This window comes from Piscirickettsia salmonis LF-89 = ATCC VR-1361 (assembly GCF_000297215.2).
Taxonomy (GTDB): domain Bacteria; phylum Pseudomonadota; class Gammaproteobacteria; order Piscirickettsiales; family Piscirickettsiaceae; genus Piscirickettsia; species Piscirickettsia salmonis.
On sequence record NZ_AMFF02000149.1, the window covers coordinates 1 to 17953 of the forward strand.

The 17953-nt window shown below is 40.9% G+C and carries 21 protein-coding genes and 2 tRNA genes; 17 read left to right on the top strand and 6 right to left on the bottom strand.

Annotated elements, in window-relative coordinates; genetic code table 11:
• Positions 1-219 precede the first annotated feature (219 nt).
• From metG to C200_RS12365, 5 genes are all read left to right on the top strand, one after another.
• Positions 220-2283: a methionine--tRNA ligase gene (gene metG / locus C200_RS12345; protein WP_016211428.1), complete on the top strand. Its 2064-nt coding sequence runs from the start codon at positions 220-222 to the stop codon at positions 2281-2283.
• 2 nt (positions 2284-2285) lie between these two features.
• Complete coding sequence (locus tag C200_RS12350) at positions 2286-2933, top strand: RnfABCDGE type electron transport complex subunit B (RefSeq protein WP_016211433.1); 648 nt, start codon at positions 2286-2288, stop codon at positions 2931-2933.
• 15 nt (positions 2934-2948) lie between these two features.
• Positions 2949-3581: an endonuclease III gene (gene nth, locus C200_RS12355; protein WP_017376743.1), complete on the top strand. Its 633-nt coding sequence runs from the start codon at positions 2949-2951 to the stop codon at positions 3579-3581.
• 74 nt (positions 3582-3655) lie between these two features.
• Positions 3656-4093, top strand: coding sequence for a DUF1841 family protein (locus C200_RS12360; RefSeq protein WP_016211429.1), 438 nt, complete (start codon positions 3656-3658; stop codon positions 4091-4093).
• A 511-nt stretch (positions 4094-4604) separates the two neighbouring features.
• Positions 4605-6068 carry an ankyrin repeat family protein gene (locus tag C200_RS12365; RefSeq protein ID WP_016211431.1) on the top strand — a complete coding sequence of 488 codons (1464 nt, stop codon included), beginning with the start codon at positions 4605-4607 and terminating at the stop codon, positions 6066-6068.
• A 132-nt stretch (positions 6069-6200) separates the two neighbouring features.
• Here C200_RS12365 and C200_RS12370 read toward each other — a convergent pair whose 3' ends face one another.
• On the bottom strand, positions 6201-6845 hold the full coding sequence (locus C200_RS12370) for a DUF4937 domain-containing protein (protein WP_016210723.1): 645 nt from the start codon (positions 6843-6845) through the stop codon (positions 6201-6203).
• 271 nt (positions 6846-7116) lie between these two features.
• Positions 7117-7207: transfer RNA gene (locus tag C200_RS12375), tRNA-Ser, on the bottom strand.
• Positions 7208-7322: 115 nt separating this feature from the next.
• Between C200_RS12375 and C200_RS12380 the strand changes: the two genes are divergently transcribed.
• The 5 genes from C200_RS12380 to C200_RS12400 all read left to right on the top strand — a co-directional run bounded on the left by C200_RS12380 (position 7323) and on the right by C200_RS12400 (position 9484).
• A complete protein-coding gene (locus C200_RS12380; protein ID WP_017376751.1) occupies positions 7323-7997 on the top strand; it encodes a Bax inhibitor-1/YccA family protein in 675 nt (224 codons plus the stop codon).
• A gap of 133 nt (positions 7998-8130) precedes the next feature.
• Positions 8131-8493, top strand: a complete 363-nt coding sequence (gene tusD / locus C200_RS12385; protein ID WP_016210708.1) for a sulfurtransferase complex subunit TusD — start codon at positions 8131-8133, stop codon at positions 8491-8493.
• The gene (gene tusC / locus C200_RS12390) at positions 8490-8846 is read left to right on the top strand and encodes a sulfurtransferase complex subunit TusC (protein ID WP_016210721.1); all 357 of its coding nucleotides are present in this window, start codon (positions 8490-8492) and stop codon (positions 8844-8846) included. Before tusD ends, tusC begins: the two co-directional genes overlap by 4 nt.
• Before the next feature lies 1 nt (position 8847).
• The gene (gene tusB, locus C200_RS12395; RefSeq protein WP_016210718.1) at positions 8848-9144 is read left to right on the top strand and encodes a sulfurtransferase complex subunit TusB; all 297 of its coding nucleotides are present in this window, start codon (positions 8848-8850) and stop codon (positions 9142-9144) included.
• A 7-nt stretch (positions 9145-9151) separates the two neighbouring features.
• Entirely contained in the window at positions 9152-9484 is a 333-nt protein-coding gene (locus C200_RS12400; RefSeq protein ID WP_016210716.1) for a TusE/DsrC/DsvC family sulfur relay protein, read from the top strand.
• 98 nt (positions 9485-9582) lie between these two features.
• On the opposite strand, the gene C200_RS12405 is transcribed toward C200_RS12400, so the two are convergent.
• Both C200_RS12405 and C200_RS12410 read right to left on the bottom strand, forming a co-directional pair.
• A complete protein-coding gene (locus C200_RS12405; RefSeq protein WP_016210720.1) occupies positions 9583-10212 on the bottom strand; it encodes a MarC family protein in 630 nt (209 codons plus the stop codon).
• Between the two features lie 260 nt (positions 10213-10472).
• Entirely contained in the window at positions 10473-11909 is a 1437-nt protein-coding gene (locus C200_RS12410; protein ID WP_016210709.1) for an SEL1-like repeat protein, read from the bottom strand.
• A gap of 124 nt (positions 11910-12033) precedes the next feature.
• On the opposite strand from C200_RS12410, the gene C200_RS12415 reads away from it, so the two are divergent.
• The 4 genes from C200_RS12415 (at position 12034) to C200_RS12430 (ending at position 14265) form a co-directional block, all read left to right on the top strand.
• Positions 12034-12109, top strand: a tRNA-Phe gene (locus tag C200_RS12415).
• A 91-nt stretch (positions 12110-12200) separates the two neighbouring features.
• A complete protein-coding gene (locus tag C200_RS12420) occupies positions 12201-12956 on the top strand; it encodes an adenine nucleotide alpha hydrolase family protein (protein ID WP_016210717.1) in 756 nt (251 codons plus the stop codon).
• Positions 12957-13056: 100 nt separating this feature from the next.
• Positions 13057-13275, top strand: a complete 219-nt coding sequence (locus C200_RS12425; protein ID WP_016210711.1) for a hypothetical protein — start codon at positions 13057-13059, stop codon at positions 13273-13275.
• A 69-nt stretch (positions 13276-13344) separates the two neighbouring features.
• The gene (locus C200_RS12430) at positions 13345-14265 is read left to right on the top strand and encodes a 1-aminocyclopropane-1-carboxylate deaminase/D-cysteine desulfhydrase (protein WP_016210707.1); all 921 of its coding nucleotides are present in this window, start codon (positions 13345-13347) and stop codon (positions 14263-14265) included.
• 6 nt (positions 14266-14271) lie between these two features.
• Here the strand turns inward: C200_RS12430 and C200_RS12435 are convergent, their stop codons facing one another.
• Positions 14272-14682 carry a MerR family DNA-binding protein gene (locus tag C200_RS12435; RefSeq protein ID WP_032126769.1) on the bottom strand — a complete coding sequence of 137 codons (411 nt, stop codon included), beginning with the start codon at positions 14680-14682 and terminating at the stop codon, positions 14272-14274.
• 192 nt (positions 14683-14874) lie between these two features.
• On the opposite strand from C200_RS12435, the gene C200_RS12440 reads away from it, so the two are divergent.
• Genes C200_RS12440 through C200_RS12450 form a run of 3 tightly spaced genes read left to right on the top strand, consistent with a single transcriptional unit; the run spans position 14875 to position 16941 of the window.
• Positions 14875-15672: a class I SAM-dependent methyltransferase gene (locus C200_RS12440; protein ID WP_016210715.1), complete on the top strand. Its 798-nt coding sequence runs from the start codon at positions 14875-14877 to the stop codon at positions 15670-15672.
• 2 nt (positions 15673-15674) lie between these two features.
• On the top strand, positions 15675-16043 hold the full coding sequence (locus C200_RS12445; protein WP_016210714.1) for an Mth938-like domain-containing protein: 369 nt from the start codon (positions 15675-15677) through the stop codon (positions 16041-16043).
• 43 nt (positions 16044-16086) lie between these two features.
• Complete coding sequence (locus C200_RS12450; RefSeq protein ID WP_032126770.1) at positions 16087-16941, top strand: thioredoxin domain-containing protein; 855 nt, start codon at positions 16087-16089, stop codon at positions 16939-16941.
• 98 nt (positions 16942-17039) lie between these two features.
• Here the strand turns inward: C200_RS12450 and C200_RS12455 are convergent, their stop codons facing one another.
• On the bottom strand, positions 17040-17819 hold the full coding sequence (locus C200_RS12455; protein WP_016210710.1) for an FKBP-type peptidyl-prolyl cis-trans isomerase: 780 nt from the start codon (positions 17817-17819) through the stop codon (positions 17040-17042).
• Between the last annotated feature and the right edge of the window lie 134 nt (positions 17820-17953).

Sequence of the window (17953 nt, forward strand, 5' to 3'; positions counted from 1 at the left end):
GTCAGTGCGTAAGGTGAGCTTGTTATTACGAAAAACTATAAGCGAGCAAAATACTGGTTCAGTTAAAATTCATTGATTCTAAATTGATTCTAAGCAACAGCACGCTTAGTCGGAGGCTTATCGCCTAACTAAAAACATGCTATATTGTGCCTTGCAATTTTAAAACAATATGAACAAATTTACGCATAATTTCAAATTTCATTTAGGTGCCACAACGTCATGCAACGCAAAATATTAGCAACTACTGCTCTATACTATGCCAATGGTTCACTTCACTTAGGTCACATTATCGAAGCAATTCAAGCAGATATTTGGACTAGATTCCAACGTATGCGTGGCCATGAGTGCTATTTAATCAGTGGCAGCGACGCTCACGGCACACCGATTATGCTACGAGCAGAAAAAGAAGGCATTGCCCCAGAAGAATTAATCACTCGTTTTGCCAAAGAACACGAGCAAGACTTTAACGACTTTAATATCAGCTTTGATAATTTCTACACCACCCATAGCGCTGAGAACAAAGAACTGGTCTTTGAAATCTATAATCAATTAGAACGCAATGGCGACATAGAAAAGCGGACGATTACCCAAGCCTTCGACCCTGAGAAAAACATGTTCTTGCCCGACCGTTTTGTCAAAGGTGAATGCCCTAAATGTAATGCGGCAGATCAATACGGTGATTCTTGCGAGGTCTGCGGGGCAACCTATAGCCCCTGTGACTTAACTAATGCTGTTTCTGTAGTCTCTGGCGCCACACCGATAGAAAAAGAATCTGAGCATTATTTCTTTAAGCTCACTCATTATGAAAATATGCTCAAAGACTGGATTCAACAAGGCCACCTGCAAGAAGAAATTACCAATAAGCTTAACGAATGGTTTGACAGTGGCTTAAATGATTGGGATATCTCGCGCGATGCGCCTTATTTTGGCTTTGAAATCCCTAACGCACCGGGTAAATATTTTTATGTGTGGCTCGACGCACCTGTCGGCTATATGGCGAGTTTTATGGATTTTGCCAAGAAAAAAAATCTGGAATTTGATCAGTTTTGGAAGCACGACGACCAGGCTGAGCTTTATCACTTTATCGGTAAAGACATCGTCTACTTTCATAGCTTATTTTGGCCAGCAATGCTCGAAGGCGCAGGCTTTCGTAAACCCAGTAATATTTTTGTTCACGGCATGCTCACCGTGGATGGCCAGAAAATGTCTAAATCACGCGGCACCTTTATTAAAGCCAGAACCTATCTAAATCACCTAAGCTCCGAATATTTGCGCTATTATTTCGCCGCAAAGCTGAGTCGTCGTATTGATGATATTGATTTAAACCTGGAAGACTTTACGCAACGGATTAATTCAGACTTAGTCGGCAAAGTCGTTAATATCGCTAGCCGCTGTGCTGGCTTTATTAAAAAGCGCTTTGACAACCAACTGGCGACAACGCTCGATAATCTTGATTTATTTAATGAATTTAGTGCTCAGGCTGAAAAAATTGCCAAGTACTATGAATCACGTGATTTTGCTTTTGCCATGCGTGAAATTATGGCCTTAGCTGACAAAGCCAACCAATACATCGATCACTATAAGCCGTGGCAACTAATTAAAGAAGACGGTCAAGAAGACAAAGTCCATTTAGTCTGCTCGATGGGAATTAACCTGTTCCGCTTGCTAACCTTGTATTTAAAACCGGTTCTACCGGAATTAAGCCAACATGCAGAAGAGTTTTTAAATATCGATTCACTCAGCTGGGCAGACAGCCAACAGCCGTTATTAAATCATCCCATCAACACCTTTAAGCCATTGATGAAACGTATTGAAACTGCTCAAATCGACAAGATCATTGAAGAAACCAAGCAAGAGCTCGCCAAAGAAGCGAATATTACTGCAAACACAGCGGCTGCAATTAACAGTGATAAAAATAACCCAAAAGACAACCCATTACATAAAGAACCGATTGCAGACACAATTACGATTGAGGACTTTGCCAAAATTGACCTGCGCATTGCCAAAATTATTAAAGCCGAGCATGTCAAAGAAGCCAATAAATTATTACAACTCACCCTCGATTTAGGCGGTGAAACTCGTCAGGTCTTCGCCGGTATTAAATCAGCCTACCAGCCCGAAGCGCTGGAAGGTAAGCTCACTGTCATGGTTGCCAATTTGGCGCCACGCAAAATGCGTTTTGGTGTTTCAGAAGGCATGGTCCTTGCCGCAGGGCCTGGTGGTCAGGACCTCTGGATTCTTAACCCCGATGAGGGCGCACTGCCCGGCATGCGTGTAAAATAATCATGAAAACAGTCCCCGTTACAGCCATTGAGGCAGTTCTGCCTCAGACTCAATGCACACGCTGTGGCTATCCTGACTGCCATAGCTATGCAACCGCCATTGCAGAAGGCACCCCACACAATCAATGCCCTCCCGGCGGGCCTGAGACCATCGTCAAACTGTCTGAGCTACTCGGACGCAAGATGACTGCCTTAAATCCTGACAATGGCCAACATGGCCCTAAACTACTGGCACAAATTGATGAATCACGCTGCATTGGCTGTGTCAAATGCATCAAAGCTTGCCCGGTTGATGCTATTTCAGGCGGCCCTAAACGCATGCATACGGTCATTCAAAGCGAGTGTAATGGCTGTGAGCTCTGTGTGGCGCCTTGTCCAATGGACTGCATAGACATGGTCCCAGCCCCTATCCAATATAACCAGCTTGAACCAGACCAATATCAACAGCGTTATCACGCACGCACTGAGCGCTTAACCCGGGAACGTGAAGATAAATTAGGTGCACAGCGTCATGCCCGCCAGGGTGGTTTAAAACAAGTTCAATCTGACCAAGACACCGTTCAGGCCAGGCAAGACTTTGTCAAGGCTGCCGCAGCTCGGGCTAAAGCCAAACGCCTGGCCAAACTCAATAACAACGCTCAAGAACAATAATATGAAGGCCCTGCTGTGAACACTGCCAAGCGACACGTGATTTTTGAACGCTTTCACACTGATAACCCAAAGCCGACAACCGAGCTTAATTTCAGCAACCCATTTGAATTACTGATTGCCGTGATTTTATCGGCTCAAGCGACCGATGTCGGTGTCAATAAAGCCACTGTTAAACTCTTTGCCGTTGCCAATACTGCCGAGCGCATTTTAATGCTCGGTGAAGAAGGTTTAAAAAGCTATATTAAAACCATTGGTTTATATAACAATAAAGCGGCTAATATCATTAAAACCTGTCAAATTTTACATGAACAATACCAAGGTGAAGTACCCACCAACCGCAAAGCCTTAGAGGCCCTGCCCGGGGTCGGCCGCAAAACGGCCAATGTCGTTTTAAATACCGCCTTTGGCGAGCCAACATTAGCGGTCGATACCCATGTATTTCGCGTTGGCAATCGTACAGGACTCGCACCCGGAAAAACCGTGCGCCAAGTTGAAGATAAATTACTTAAAGTCATTCCTAAAGACTTTCTGCGCGATGCTCATCATTGGTTAGTTTTACATGGCCGCTATATTTGCCAAGCACGTAAACCTAAATGCAGTGAATGTATTATTAATGAGCTCTGTGAATATAAAGCAAAAACGTTATAAGCTATCATTAACTAGCAATTAAAAAATTTAAAATTTAAAATTTAAAACTAATAATTAATAATAGGCTAAATACCATGTTTTCAGATAATCGTACTGAATTACGTCAACAATTTTTCGATGCTTGGCAAAAACAGGAAAACAATGAAATACTTTCTCCCTTAGAGGCGACGATTTGCCAAGTTATCGCTGAGCACCCTGAATATCATTTTATTTTTAATCATATCGATCGTTATCTCGATCAAGATTATTTACCCGAACTTGGTGAGACTAATCCTTTTTTGCACTTATCCATGCACCTTGGCATTCGTGAACAAGTAGCAACTAACCGCCCTAAAGGCATCCGCCAGATTCATCAAAGCTTACAGGCCAAACTAAATAGTGAGCTAGAAGCCGAGCATTTAATGATGGATGCACTGGCCGAAACCCTCTGGCAAGCACAGCGTGATAATAAAGCCCCGGATGAAAATCTCTATTTAAAGCGCTTAAAAAAGCTATTAAAGCAGTATAAATAAATGTAATTCAGGGCGTTGAAAATATCAGTCCCTTGAATTAAACACACTCTTTATCGCCTTACCTACCAGCCTTTACATACAAGAATTAGCCTAATCACTTTCACTATAAGTAGCAATACAGTGTTAATTTTTCGCCTAAAAAATTTAAAATGTAAAAAAAACCACACAATTATTACTTAAAATATAAAAAATTTACAAATTTACAAATTTAATACATTAAACTTATATATAACACTTATTTTACCATAATTAAAATTATTAAATTAATATTAAATAGCCTCAAACTTTGATTATAAGGTTCATAGATAATGGCAAAGGACAAGCAATCAACAAAAGCATTCATAAAATCAAAAAATTTATATCATAAATCAATAAATGGATATTTATTAAAATTAATAACCTGTAAAAAATAAAATTAATTCAGAAATAATTAATAAAAACTCTTAATTTATATATAGACGTAACAGAGAGATTTACGTTCTAAAATTTTAATCAAAAAAGGATATAAAATATGCCAGATACTTTTAAAATAAAAAAAGATCCACAGCCAACCTCATCTAGAGCTTTATTTGAGCTGCTTGCCTCACCAGGCCCCCAAGACCTGGAGCGAGTCAGAGAACTCTTAGAATTAGGCGCTAATCCTAATGAATTATATTACGATATAGATAAACGCGGTACAAATGCTATAGCTTTAGCGATTCAATCAGCGAATTCTGAGTTAATTAAACTAGTTGTAAGCTCGCCTCAAGCTAATCCTCAATTGGTGCAACTATTCTTAGATAAAGCTGCGGAGAAATTTATATCTAGGGAGATATCACATAAAGGTGTAGGAAAAAAAGGCATCGGATATATTCAATGGGATAGGAGCTATCGTGCCCATATGCTAGCTATAGTAAGGTCAATCGCAGCAACAATGGCTGCAGTCACTGAACTTCCACAGTTTCGAATACCTTATGCCGCAAAAAACAGCTTACTTGGTTGGGCCGTTACTGAAAATAACATTGAGTGGGTAGAAAAAGCCTTAAAAATGGGAGCAAACCCTAATTCGCCTTATGATACTTTTATCGAATCCTTCACAAAGCCCTCCCCTTTTCAGATGACACTTAAACAAAGCAATCAAGCAATGACTTCTCTTTTACTAAAGTATGGGGCAAACCCCTATGGGGAATCAAACCGCCATATCCGAGTTCTATTGAAAAAAAAAGATAATCTTTTAGGTTATGCAAAAAAACATTGTCACGCTGATTTTTATAAATTTTTAACCGAAGAAATTGCCAGGCATCAGTCTCGTCAAGCAGCTATCGCCTTAGAGGGCTCAAAATTCTACGAATTAGATATTCCAAATCCTTTACATCACCTAACTGCTTCCTTTCTTGCTGGCCAGGAAACCACAGAACTTTCACGACAACTTCCAGATCAACTTACCGAAGAACAAGAAATAAGAAAAATACTATGGGCTAGATTTTGTGAGGAAACAGCACAGTCTTCCAGTAATTCCTGGTGGATTCATACTTCAAATCCAGATAAAGTTGCTGCTCTACGCCATTATAGCACTTATGAACCTGACACTACATCAATACGCGATTTCATTGGCATTGCCGCACAAAGAAGACGCCATGGCACAGGTGAAACATTTTGCTTAGAAACAGTCTGTCGTCTATTAAAAAGATCAGAGTATAGCTTTATTCGAGCAGAATTGAGTATAAACGAAGCTCAGGTAACTCCTGATAATTTACGCATGATTGCACGCTATGGCTGCATTAAAAGTGATAAAGCATCAATTCGCATGGCAAAAGAATGTTTTTCATCAACAAAAGTTTGTCAGGGAAATTACTCTAATGCAAATGAGCTTTTTCAAGCCATCACCAGTACATCATCACCCCGCTTAATGTTTCACGAACATCACAATACGCTTGAAGAGCATGAGCATACTACAGCCCCAGAAGCTAGAAGTTTAGCGTTAGAGTACACTTAAGAGTTCTCTCGTAAGCGTCGCTACCTCACTCCATGGCTCGCAGCGAAGGTTCTTGTCTGTAATTTAAAATCTTTTCGTTAATCAATTAAAGCCTGAGAAACACAAAGGTTGATATTCACACTTTTGTTTTTCCTAGGCCTGGGCTTTTAAGATCATCCAGCCAGGGCTAAAGTTCACTAGTTTTCCCCAAATAAAATCAACGTCTTTTAAAATTTCAGACTGACTACGCAATACCGGCAAACTGCGTAAGGTATAATTTTTATGTTCTTTTTCATCTTTCCATAAGCTCACTACAAAATGATGCATCGGGTTATGAATATCTTGCATCACCGCTGCACACAAAGCATGGGCTGCTTTTAATCCTGGCGCCCAAATGGTTTGCTGAGCATTAAGAAAATGATCCACACAATCTTCTTTAACAGTACACTCTGCCACCCGCATCACTGCACAATGCGCAATTGCCTTAAAAAAATCATCATAGTCACCTGAGATCATCAAGCTCAATTCAAAAACACTAGAAGATAGCAATTGGCATGACTGGTTATCGCCTACACCACATAACTCGATATGAGGGCGCTGATTAAATTGTTCAAAAGAGGCGCGATCTTGCCAAAAATCAAGGACACTGACATCATCTTCATTATGGCTATCCCAGCCACCTGCTTGAGCAACAAAACCAGAGGCTGCCTTCAGTGCATTTTGCCAATCGTTTTGCTGTTTGGCAAACGCTTCTCGTTGATTATCTACGACTTCTCCGCATATCCACTGCACTAACATCGCAGCTACCCACTATTACCCTTCATACTGTTAGGTTTAGGACATTTACATCTCATCCGTTGCATAAAAAAAATAAGTGTTTATTTGTAAGAGGAATTTTTACAAAAAAAACGTCTAAATCATTCTAAGTCATATAGAACCGAAGATAACCAACCGAATTTATTGAATCTTAATGCTTGCTCAAGTTCTAAAATATAAAACTATGGGAATATAAATTTTTATGAGGATATGTTTAGAAGGTCAATAAAGCAGAATCAGATAAGCTAAAGTCTGGCGGAGGGACAGGGATTCGAACCCTGGAAGGGCTATTAACCCTTGCCGGTTTTCAAGACCGGTGCATTCAACCGCTCTGCCATCCCTCCGTAAAGACGGCTTGCATAATATAAGAATTTGAGTTCAAATGCAAGACATAGCTTGATTTTTTTCCGGGCTATCGATAATGTTAAAATAGCATGTGAGTCAATTTTGGAGACGATGATGTTTGAACAAAAACCCACGATAGAGCGCCGTGGCGAGTCCATTCTCGCAACGAATAAGGTTCTACGTAACACTTATTTTCTACTGGCTTTAACGCTAGTCTTTAGTGCTTTAACAGCCAGTTATGCAATGGCTACACAAGTGGCCCCCTTAAACCCCATCCTCACACTGGTGGTTTACTTTGTCCTACTGTTCGCAACACAAGCTCTGCGTAACAGTGTGTGGGGACTCGTCCTCGTCTTTGCCCTCACTGGCTTTCTCGGCTATACCATAGGGCCGATACTCAATTATTACATTACCGCCTTTAGCAACGGTAATGAGTTAATTATGATGGCATTAGGCTCGACGGGTGTGGTCTTTTTCGTTCTCTCAGCCATTGCCATGACCACCAAGCGTGACTTTACCAATATGGGCACGTTGCTCTTTGCTGGGGCCATCGTTGTCCTGGTTGCTGTAGTCGCGAACCTCTTTCTAAAATTACCGGCACTAGCGCTGGCCATTTCCATCGTACTTGCTTTAATTTCAGCAGGTTACATTTTATACACGACGAATATGATCGTACGTGGTGGGGAAAATAACTATATCTCAGCAACCGTTATGCTGTATGTCTCATTGCTGAATATTTTCTTGACCTTACTTCAGCTTTTTGGCATGTTTGCAGGCAATCGCGACTAAGCGTCCTTAATTTAGACAAAGCGTCTAAGCTGGACCGTATAAAGCCCCCTGTTTTTGGGGGCTTTGTTATCTTAAAACAAAGCATTAAAACAGTAATATATAGACTAGACAATGAACAAAACGATATAACAATATGAAATTTGCTATTTTTATTCAATGCTCACCTTTTGAACACCAAGGTAGCCTAAGTGCCTATCATTTTAGCCTAGCGGCCTTATCTTCAGGCCATGATATTCAACAAGTATTTTTTTATCAAGGCGGTATCCTCCACGGGCTAACAAATACCACTCTACCCAGTGATGAGATCAATATAATAGAGCGCTGGCAACAACTGGCCAGTCAATATAATATCCCACTACGTTTATGTATTACTCAAGCAGAAACATATGGCATCACCGCACCACCCCCGGCCTTTAAACTCAGCGGTCTTGCTGAATTTTTTGCAGAATCTAGCCAAGCTGACCGCCTAATCAGCTTTAAGGCAAGCCAATCATGACAAGCCTTGCGATTATTTTACAAAGCGCTCCCTACGGCAATCATAGCGCACAGTCTGGCCTTAATGCCACACTGGCCGCCTCAGCCATCATTGAGAATTTAGGCGTGTTCTTTATCGCCAATGGCATCTTGCAACTTAAAAGCCATCAAGATACAAGCACACTCCAATGCAAAAACCAATTAGCGGTCTATCAGCTACTTGAACTTTACGAGATAGAAAACGTTTATCTAGATCAGAATGCGCTTCAGCAATACGGCCTGAGCACTCATGAACTTGACTATGATTACCCTTATTTAAACCGTACTGAAATTTATCAAAAAATTCGCTCTTACTCACACATATTGAGCTTTTAATATGGCAACTTTACACTTAATTCAATCTTCACCCTACCAAAATTCAGCACTTTCACGCTGTCTCACGCAATTAGAAAATCAAGATGGAATATTACTCCTCGAAAATGGGGTCTATGGTGCATGCAATGCTTACTCACTTAGCACGCAAATACGCCTCCTATCATCGCCCTGTTTCGCCTTACGTGCTGACCTTACCGCACGAGGAATTACTGACATAGACCCAATGATTACGATGATAGACTATCAAGCATTTGTCGATTTAATTGCCCAATTTGATAATAGTTTAACCTGGAGTTAGTTAAGCCATGACTCTTCACTTTAATCAGCAAACGATCCAAACAGATAGCCACGGCTACCTAAAAAATCCTACAGACTGGCAACCAGAACTGGCGCAAGTTCTTGCTAAACAAGAAGGTATTTCACTTACCAAAAATCATTGGGAAATTATTCACTTTGTTCGTAATTTTTATCAAAAATACCATACCTCACCCGCTATTCGCATGCTTGTCAAAGCACTGAAAGCAGAGTACGGTGCTGAAAAAGGCAATAGTCTCTATCTGATGAAACTCTTTCCACAAGGTGCAGCAAAGCAAGCAACTAAAATTGCTGGTCTGCCTAAACCCGCTCGCTGTATTTAAGCTGTATTTAATCAGTCGGTCTCAATTGATTACAGATTAAACTTACCCACGCTCTATCAATGATGGTTGATTTAGTCATTTACACCTAAGTTATCAACTCATTGATTATTTACTGCAATAACCGCAGGTGTTTCTTGGTTTAAGTGAAAAAAAGTATTCACCCCTGAAAGCAACATCTGCACAGACATAATGACCAGCAACATGCCCATCAAACGCTCAATTGCTACCAAGCCCTTCGCACCAAGTAAGCGCTGCAATAAAGGCGCAGAACTTAATACAATCAAGGTTAATAATGATGAAATACTAATAGCTACAAACCAGACCCAGGTATGCACAGGGTCTTTCATCGCTGAAATCATCACCGTCGCTAATGCTGCAGGGCCTGCGACCAACGGAATCGCTAATGGGACGATAAAAGGCTCACCCATTTGCACCTCGCCATCATTGTGGCTACTTGGGAATATCATTTTTAAGGCAATTAAAAATAAAATCACCCCACCACCGATACTTAAGGCTGAGGTTGAAACCCCTAAAAATTTTAAGATATACTGGCCGCCAAACAAAAAACTCACAATAATAATATAGGCAATCAAAGTCTCACGTAGAATAATCCGTGAGCGACGCTTCGGGTCAACATTTTTTAATACAGAAAGAAACACAGGAATATTACCAATAGGGTCCATAACAATAATTAATGTAATGGTGGCGGTAATTAATGTCGTTAGCATGACCTGGTTTGCCTCTTTAATTCAGTGTTCAGCTATTTTAGCCAAAATTAGAAATAATAATACAGATAAATTATATAGATACATAATTTAAAAGACATCGATGAGCCCAGACCAAAGACAAAGTCCGCTCATTGGCATTGATTTACCTTAGCTTTTCCAGATAATTTTCACTTAAACTACCTTAAATGTAATATATAACAATAATTAAATAGTGATCGCTAATTGCTAATTAATAAGCAACAGTTAGTAAGGGTTATTTTTTATTGAATACGCAGATCTTTTAGCCCTTCAGGCAAAGGAGATTTACCGATATGATCAACCCCTTTAATCTCCCAGCCATTAAATTTACGCATATACACTAACGATAGGCGCCTAGCCTCTGTCACTTGTGCAGACGTCATGTGCTTTTGTACTTCACTGGCTTTTTTGGCAAACCCTCCAGAATTAAAAAAGGCAAATGCAATAATATTATTTTGCTTCACCCCCACCCCCTGGAAATGCATAATCCCCAAGGTATTTTTAGCCAATTCAGAGCCATTATGAGCGCCTTGCAATAGAGCTTGATAAGCACGGCGATAATTTTGCGTTACCCCCTCACCATTAAAATACATCATGCCAAGTGCATATAATGCATGCGCATTGCGGCGCGTGGTCGCCTTTTCAAGCCATTCTCGAGCTTGCTCATAACTTTGCCCCGTATACTCGCCTTCGTAATATAAAATCCCCAATTGCAGCATGGCCTCTGAACTGCCTCTTTTCGCGGCCTTCGTCAACCACTCAATTGCTTTTTGCGAGCTTTGTTTCACGCCAAGACCTCTTAAGTACATTTTAGCAAGCTCAATCTGTGCCTTAATATAGCCTTTTTTAGCTGCTTTTAAATACCACTTAAATGCTTTTTTTAAGTCTTTGTCAGTACCAACGCCTTCAAAATAAACACGCCCTAAATAATACATTCCGGGCACATAACCTGCTTTTGCTGCTTTAAAATACCATTGACCGGCTAATCGCTGTACATCAGTAAACAAGTTTTTAGAACGCAAATATGCTCGCCCAAGCTCAACCATTGCCGGTGCACTATCACTTGTCGCCGCTTTTTCAAACCAAACCATCGCACTTTTCATATTTTTTCTAACACCAAGGCCATAGGTATACAATCGCCCTAAATAAATTTGTGCGCCGGCATTGCCAGCCTCGGCTTTCTTTTTACAGGCAAAATAAAGCATTTTATAATCAGCAATCAACACTTGAACAGGAGGTGTACTGGTATCTAAACGAGCAAGGACTCGATCCGCACGGTTTTGATCTGCTAACCTTTGCCAGTATATTGCTTTAGCAATATTCAACGCAACCCCACGACCTTGACGATAAAAGCGAGCCATCGCATCCTGTGCCGCGTAGTTACCCGACCATTTCACCGCCTCATTCAACACATTAAACGCTTTTTTAAAGTCCCTATTTACCCCAACACCATAAGCATACAGCATCGCTAACTTATATTGGGCTCGTGATAATTGCTCCGCCGTTGATTTTTCCTTACCATGCTTATTAACAAAAGCGGCCGTTCTAGCAAAAAGACGTTTCTGGTATTGCCCCCAATTCCCACACACTTTCATCCCCTTAATAAAAGAAACCTGGACAGTGCGTGCAGTTAAGGAAAAACTCAAGCAAAGTAACAATAGAGCGATCAACCACCTCATTGCCTACCCCACTTAATGCCTAATAAGACCCCATGCTAAAGTGTAGTCTGATTTATTCTCTCTTTCTCGATACACGGCTTAATCACTTGACCTTGTGAAAGAAATCCGCTTAAATAGCCAGGTTGGCCGGATAGCTCAGTTGGTAGAGCAGAGGATTGAAAATCCTCGTGTCGGCGGTTCGATTCCGCCTCCGGCCACCATCTAGCGTACGTAATCAACTGAATTTACTTCCTAAAAGTCAATTTAAATTATCGTTTTATTTTAATTTTTAGTTTATATAACAATGTAGTTATGAACATTATTTTTAGTAATTATGGCAATGATTCTATTGCGCTGATTCAATGGGCTTATGAGAATAACCTGCCTGATGTTACTGTAGCGCACGTGATCACCGGCTGGCAAGGCACACACTGGCAACACCGTCTTGATCAAGGCCAAGAACTCGCTAAACGCTTGGGCTTTAATGTCACTCACTTGACAGCCCACCATGATTTTTCCAGCTTAATCAAGGAACGGCGCGCTTTTCCAACCACCAAATTTCAGTGGTGCGCAGGAATTTTAAAGGGCTTGCCTCTACTAGGATGGCTAGATGAAGAAGATTTTGACTGCAAAGCAACCATTCTTATCGCCCATCGCAGAGCAGCAAGCCCAGCCAATCAACAACTTCCGGAATATATAGAAGAAAGCGAATACTACGGTGACCGCAGGCTTTGGCACCCCTTGTACCTCTGTACAACAAAAGAGCGCGATGCACTAATACAACGTTCCGGCCTAAACAAACTTTCACACCGTGCACTTGAGTGTGACCCCTGTGTAAATAGCGATGAGGCGGATTTACTACGCTTAGATGCCGCCACAATCACAAGAACCCGCCAGCTTGAACATGCTATCAGTCAATCGATGTTTTCTTCTCAACGCTTTGCAAATGCCACAAACCTAACAGAGGTCATTCTCTGGCTCAAGCAAGAATACCCGAGCAACTCGCAGGCCAATCCAGAGCAATTTTTAGAGATGGGCTGTGGCTCACCCTATGGTTGTGGGCTTTAGCTCACAAACAGATTCTCACTCTACCTCTTTACCCTCTGGCACAAAATCGGTATAACTAAAGCTGTGCAAGGATAAGTACAATATTAAAGAGGGAAAACGCATGGCGAACTATCACTCTGAAACCATGGACGATACATTAAGTGAACTCACTGAATCAGTGCTTCGAGAAGTCAACTCCACCACTTCCCGACGTAACCCAAAGAAGAAAAAAGAAGATAAAGCCAAGGCCGTTGCAACTCGCCGCGCCTTAGAAAAACACTTTGAGCGCAAACGCTGGCAACGTCAATATGGTGGCATCGAACACTACTCTTCCCTTTAACACGTCTTTATTCTCTAACACGTCCTTTTATCACTTTTTCTCATGGGTTCGTTCACGTACAATACAGCAATGAGCCCAACCCCACTACAACCCATTCACCATCCACTGCTTGATAAAAAACAAGTCACGCTGTGGATCAAACGTGAAGACTTAAACCACCCTACTATTTCTGGCAATAAATGGCATAAGCTTAAACTCAACTTACAAGCAGCTCAAACACAAGGCTATGATACGCTTCTAAGCTTTGGTGGCCCTTATTCTAATCATATCTATGCACTAGCCACCGCAGCGCAAATTTATAACTTAAAAAGTATCGGCTTGATTCGCGGTGAGTTGCACAATAACCCCACCCTCAATGATGCAAAACGTCATGGCATGCAGCTCTATCCATTAAGTCGTCAAGATTATCGAAAAAAAGACGAGCCGCATTTTCTCGCCCAACTCACAGAACAGTTCGGCCCGCACTACCTTATTCCCGAAGGTGGTAGTAATGCACTTGCCGTCACCGGCTGTATGAGCATTATCCATGAACTTGCAACACAGATTAACTTAGAGCAGACGATTATTAGCTGTGCGTGTGGCACAGGCGGAACACTCGCCGGGCTAATTGCTGGCAGTGCAACAATCAACTGCCAGCTCATCGGCTTTCCTGTTTTAAAACAAGGTGAGTTTTTATATAGTGAAATTAAGCAATTACTCATTCAATCAGGCAACTATTCTTCTAGCCAGACTCAGCAATGGCAGCTAGTAACCGATTATCATTTAGGCGGCTATGGCAAAGTTCCAGCCCAACTCATTCAATTTATTCAAGACTTTGAATACTATAATCCAACCATCCTGCTTGACCCGGTTTATACGGCTAAACTGTGTTATGGCTTATTTGATCTAATCAGGCAAGATCGTTTTAATCAACAAACACTTATTATGATTCATACTGGAGGCTTACAAGGTCGGCGCGGTATTCCAGAGTTAGTACCTATTAGTACTTAAATACGCTTACTTTCTCTCATCATCCACCTCACCTTCAAGTAACGCCGCAAGAATGGGGCATTTTTCCAATTCTTTTTCGTGCTGGCACGATTGCACCAAAGCGTGTAACCCATCACGCATGCGCGCTAACTCCTTTATACGTCTCTGTATGTCGGCAAGGCGCTGCTCAGCGACTTCATGCACCTCATGATGACAACGACGCTGATCACTAAGTTCAAGTAACTCGCTGATTTCATTCAAAGAAAAACCTAAAGCTTTCGCACGCTGGACAAACAAGAGTTTATCAACCATGCCCTGATGATAATCCCGGTAACCATTCTCACGACGGACGGGCTCTTCAATCAGCCCTTGCTTTTCATAGTAACGTATTGTTTCTATACTAAGGCTCGTTTTTTTTGCTAATTCACCAATTTTCATCACTCAATTTCGTCCTTTACACTTGTAATTTAAACGGTTAGCTTGCTCTTTTTATTTAGATCTATAAACAGCAAAACCCAAAATAAACTATAAAGCCAAACTATACCTCATAAAGCTCAAATCAACTCAAATCCAAAAAGAAAGCACAAGCAAATACTGTTATACTCTCTAACACAAAATAGAGTGGATCCTATGACCGTTGCAATTATTATTAAAGACTCACAGCTTACCGAGAAGAGTCTAACTCTTGCCAGTTCTATGCATCTCCCATTAGTCGATGAAGTTAGCTCTTGCCACTATGATTATTACTTAAGCTATGATGCAGCTGGCTTAGCGCTAGCATCCAGCACTAACAACAGCTTTAAACCATTAAGAATAGACTTTGTTCACGGTAAAACAGCCCAACGTTTACAGCAAGCAAGCATCAACAAAGAAGCCATTGCGAAAGCCTTTGGTTTACACAAAGGTCGGCGCCCATATATCCTTGACTGCACCGCGGGCCTCGGTCGAGACGCCATGCTTCTCACTAAACTCGGCTGTCGTGTCGATATGATCGAGCGTTCGCCGATCATTTATGCCTTACTCAATGATGCCTTGCAACGTGCAAGCCTACACTCACTAACAAAAGAACTAAGCTCTCATATTCGATTGTTTCACACACAAGCCCAAAATTATTTCGATGATTACCCTAATCGTCATTATGATGCGATTTATCTAGACCCGATGTTTCCAGAAAAGAAAAAAAGTGCCCTCGCACAAAAAGAGATGCAGATTTTTAAAGAGATTATCGGTGGTGATCTAGACGCTCACCTGATCTTTAACGCCTGCCAAGGCTACTATACAGATCGCCTGATTATAAAACGACCTCGCTTAGCACCACGACTTGCTCAATCACCAAGTTACCAGCTCACAGGCAAAGCCAACCGCTTTGATATTTATCTAGCACCAGCTGGTTCAAACCAATCTACTTCTGCCTCAGGAGTCTCCTAATTATGCAATTTTCTCGTGATATCATAGAACAAAAATTTTTTATTCGCAGCTTTGAAAATAATACATTTAAAATCAATGATCAAAGCTATGAAACCTCATTACTTGTCAGTCATGACAGCTTGACTCCCTGGCAAAAAACACAACTATCAGAACTTACAGAGGAAGATTTTAAGACATTAAGTGCACTCGAGGTTGAAGTCATTTTATTAGGCACTGGTGCAAAGCAGCATTTCCTACCATTTCATCAACAGAAGATTCTCTTAATGAAAGGCATTGGTATCGAAGCGATGAGCACACATGCAGCCTGCAAAACCTATAATATTCTTGTCGCTGAAGGCCGAAAAGTTGCAGCCTTACTATTGATGCAATAATACTTGGGATATACAAAGATTTAAATCTCTCAAGGAAACTGCCATGAGAAGCAAACACCCTCTTCACTTACTCCCCTTCATCATGTTGCTTACAGGCTGTCAACCACTCGTTCAACAAAATAGTAATCAATCAGTTTCCTCGTTACAACCGGCTGAAATCAAGGCTTATTTAACCCATCACCCTGAATTTACCCAAGACTTTTATAACAACTGGCAAAAAAAGCAGGCTGAAATTAAACATAACCGCCAACAAAGCCATTACAATCACCAGGTTCAACAATTATTTAATAATTCACACTTCTTTACACTAGGCAACCCAACGGCCAATATTACTCTGGCCAGTTTTATCGATTACAGTGCAACAGCGTCTAAGCATACTTTAAAAATATTAAACCAGCTCATAACTCACAATAACAATATCCGTGTCATTATTATCCCTATCACCACATCACCACTAGCAAGCACATTAACCAAACTTGCCTTTAATGCAGATGCTCAAGGCAAACTGAATCAATTTCACAATAAGTTAAGCCAGGTCGCAGGACTCATTACCAATAAAGATCAACACAATATCGCCAAACAACTAAAATTAAAAACACAGTCACTCACCAATAATTATCAAAAAATTACAATCAATTACATTACCAGCTTAAAGCTACAATCCTTACCAAGTTACATTGTTGGTTTTAGTCATCAGACCACCTTGCGCACACCACTAACGATTACAGGTAAAACTAGCCTGCTCTATTTGCAGGGTCTATTAAAAAAATACCATGAAACTGAGAAGGCACGTCTTGCTAACGTTTTAAAAGAGAAAGAACAAAAAAAATTCACTCCAGCAATTAGTGTCAGTGAAATATCCACAACAACAGCACAAACAATAGAACACAGCGCATAAGCACTATACTTGGCTCGACTTGGCCTGGCTTAACTCAGCACAATAAAAAAAGGGCTAAATAGCCCTTTTTAAATCACCACATTGTCTACAGCGATGAATTAACCAACTTTTTTAGTTGCTTCTTTCTTTGTATCTTCTTTAGCAATTTTCATTAAATCAACTTTGAAGACCAGTGTTTCATTCGGCCCAATCGGAGAACCTGGAATACCTTGTTCACCATAAGCAAGCTTGGCTGGAACCACCACTTCCCAAATACCACCTGTGCGCATTAATGGCAATGCCTCTTGCCAGCCTTTAATCACCCCATTAACAGGGAAAGTCGCTGGCTCTTTACGCGCATAAGAGCTATCAAATGGCGAACTACACCACTTCCCTGCGGATTTTTTAATCTCATTTTTCCAGTTCTTAGATAAATTCTTAACTAAACAACCTTCATAGTTAACAGTTACTTTATCTGTCACTAGCGGCTTTTCGCCTTTTCCAGGCTTAATTACTTCATATTGGATGCCATTTTTCGCAACAACACCCGATGCCTGTTTATTTTGTGCTAAAAAAGTATCACCCGCTTTTTTATTCTCATCTGCGGTTTTTTTCAACACCACTTCTTGCTTTTTCATCTGCTCTTTTTGATAAGCTACGATAACTTGGCGCGCTTCCTCTTTGGTCATCAAGGGCTTGCCTTCACCCATACCTGCTTTAAAGCCATCAGAAAATGCATCTGGCGTGATAGACAGCGACTGAGCTTTGACGTTCTCACCCATTTGCAAACCAAAGGCATAACTTAGCTTATCTTCTTGATTTTTAAACTGAGAAGTAGCAAATGCAGTAGTTGAAACTGCAACTGCACCGATAACAAGCGCTAAAGCCCGTAATTTCATTTATTGTCTCCTAATTAATACAGCATTTTATGCTGCCTAATACTATACCCGAAAGCATAAATCCTAGCCAACTATAACGTAATGAACTTAAGACAAGCTGAAAAATAATCAAGAAAAAGACAATAAAAAACCCC

Bases quoted from the DNA above. Each gene is read 5' to 3' on its own strand.
- metG (WP_016211428.1), top strand. From the start codon at position 220: ATGCAACGCAAAATATTAGCAACTACTGCTCTATACTATGCCAATGGT.
- C200_RS12350 (WP_016211433.1), top strand. From the start codon at position 2,286: ATGAAAACAGTCCCCGTTACAGCCATTGAGGCAGTTCTGCCTCAGACT.
- C200_RS12360 (WP_016211429.1), top strand. From the start codon at position 3,656: ATGTTTTCAGATAATCGTACTGAATTACGTCAACAATTTTTCGATGCT.
- C200_RS12365 (WP_016211431.1), top strand. From the start codon at position 4,605: ATGCCAGATACTTTTAAAATAAAAAAAGATCCACAGCCAACCTCATCT.
- C200_RS12370 (WP_016210723.1), bottom strand. From the start codon at position 6,845: ATGTTAGTGCAGTGGATATGCGGAGAAGTCGTAGATAATCAACGAGAA.
- C200_RS12380 (WP_017376751.1), top strand. From the start codon at position 7,323: ATGTTTGAACAAAAACCCACGATAGAGCGCCGTGGCGAGTCCATTCTC.
- tusD (WP_016210708.1), top strand. From the start codon at position 8,131: ATGAAATTTGCTATTTTTATTCAATGCTCACCTTTTGAACACCAAGGT.
- tusC (WP_016210721.1), top strand. From the start codon at position 8,490: ATGACAAGCCTTGCGATTATTTTACAAAGCGCTCCCTACGGCAATCAT.
- tusB (WP_016210718.1), top strand. From the start codon at position 8,848: ATGGCAACTTTACACTTAATTCAATCTTCACCCTACCAAAATTCAGCA.
- C200_RS12400 (WP_016210716.1), top strand. From the start codon at position 9,152: ATGACTCTTCACTTTAATCAGCAAACGATCCAAACAGATAGCCACGGC.
- C200_RS12405 (WP_016210720.1), bottom strand. From the start codon at position 10,212: ATGCTAACGACATTAATTACCGCCACCATTACATTAATTATTGTTATG.
- C200_RS12410 (WP_016210709.1), bottom strand. From the start codon at position 11,909: ATGAGGTGGTTGATCGCTCTATTGTTACTTTGCTTGAGTTTTTCCTTA.
- C200_RS12420 (WP_016210717.1), top strand. From the start codon at position 12,201: ATGAACATTATTTTTAGTAATTATGGCAATGATTCTATTGCGCTGATT.
- C200_RS12425 (WP_016210711.1), top strand. From the start codon at position 13,057: ATGGCGAACTATCACTCTGAAACCATGGACGATACATTAAGTGAACTC.
- C200_RS12430 (WP_016210707.1), top strand. From the start codon at position 13,345: ATGAGCCCAACCCCACTACAACCCATTCACCATCCACTGCTTGATAAA.
- C200_RS12435 (WP_032126769.1), bottom strand. From the start codon at position 14,682: ATGAAAATTGGTGAATTAGCAAAAAAAACGAGCCTTAGTATAGAAACA.
- C200_RS12440 (WP_016210715.1), top strand. From the start codon at position 14,875: ATGACCGTTGCAATTATTATTAAAGACTCACAGCTTACCGAGAAGAGT.
- C200_RS12445 (WP_016210714.1), top strand. From the start codon at position 15,675: ATGCAATTTTCTCGTGATATCATAGAACAAAAATTTTTTATTCGCAGC.
- C200_RS12450 (WP_032126770.1), top strand. From the start codon at position 16,087: ATGAGAAGCAAACACCCTCTTCACTTACTCCCCTTCATCATGTTGCTT.
- C200_RS12455 (WP_016210710.1), bottom strand. From the start codon at position 17,819: ATGAAATTACGGGCTTTAGCGCTTGTTATCGGTGCAGTTGCAGTTTCA.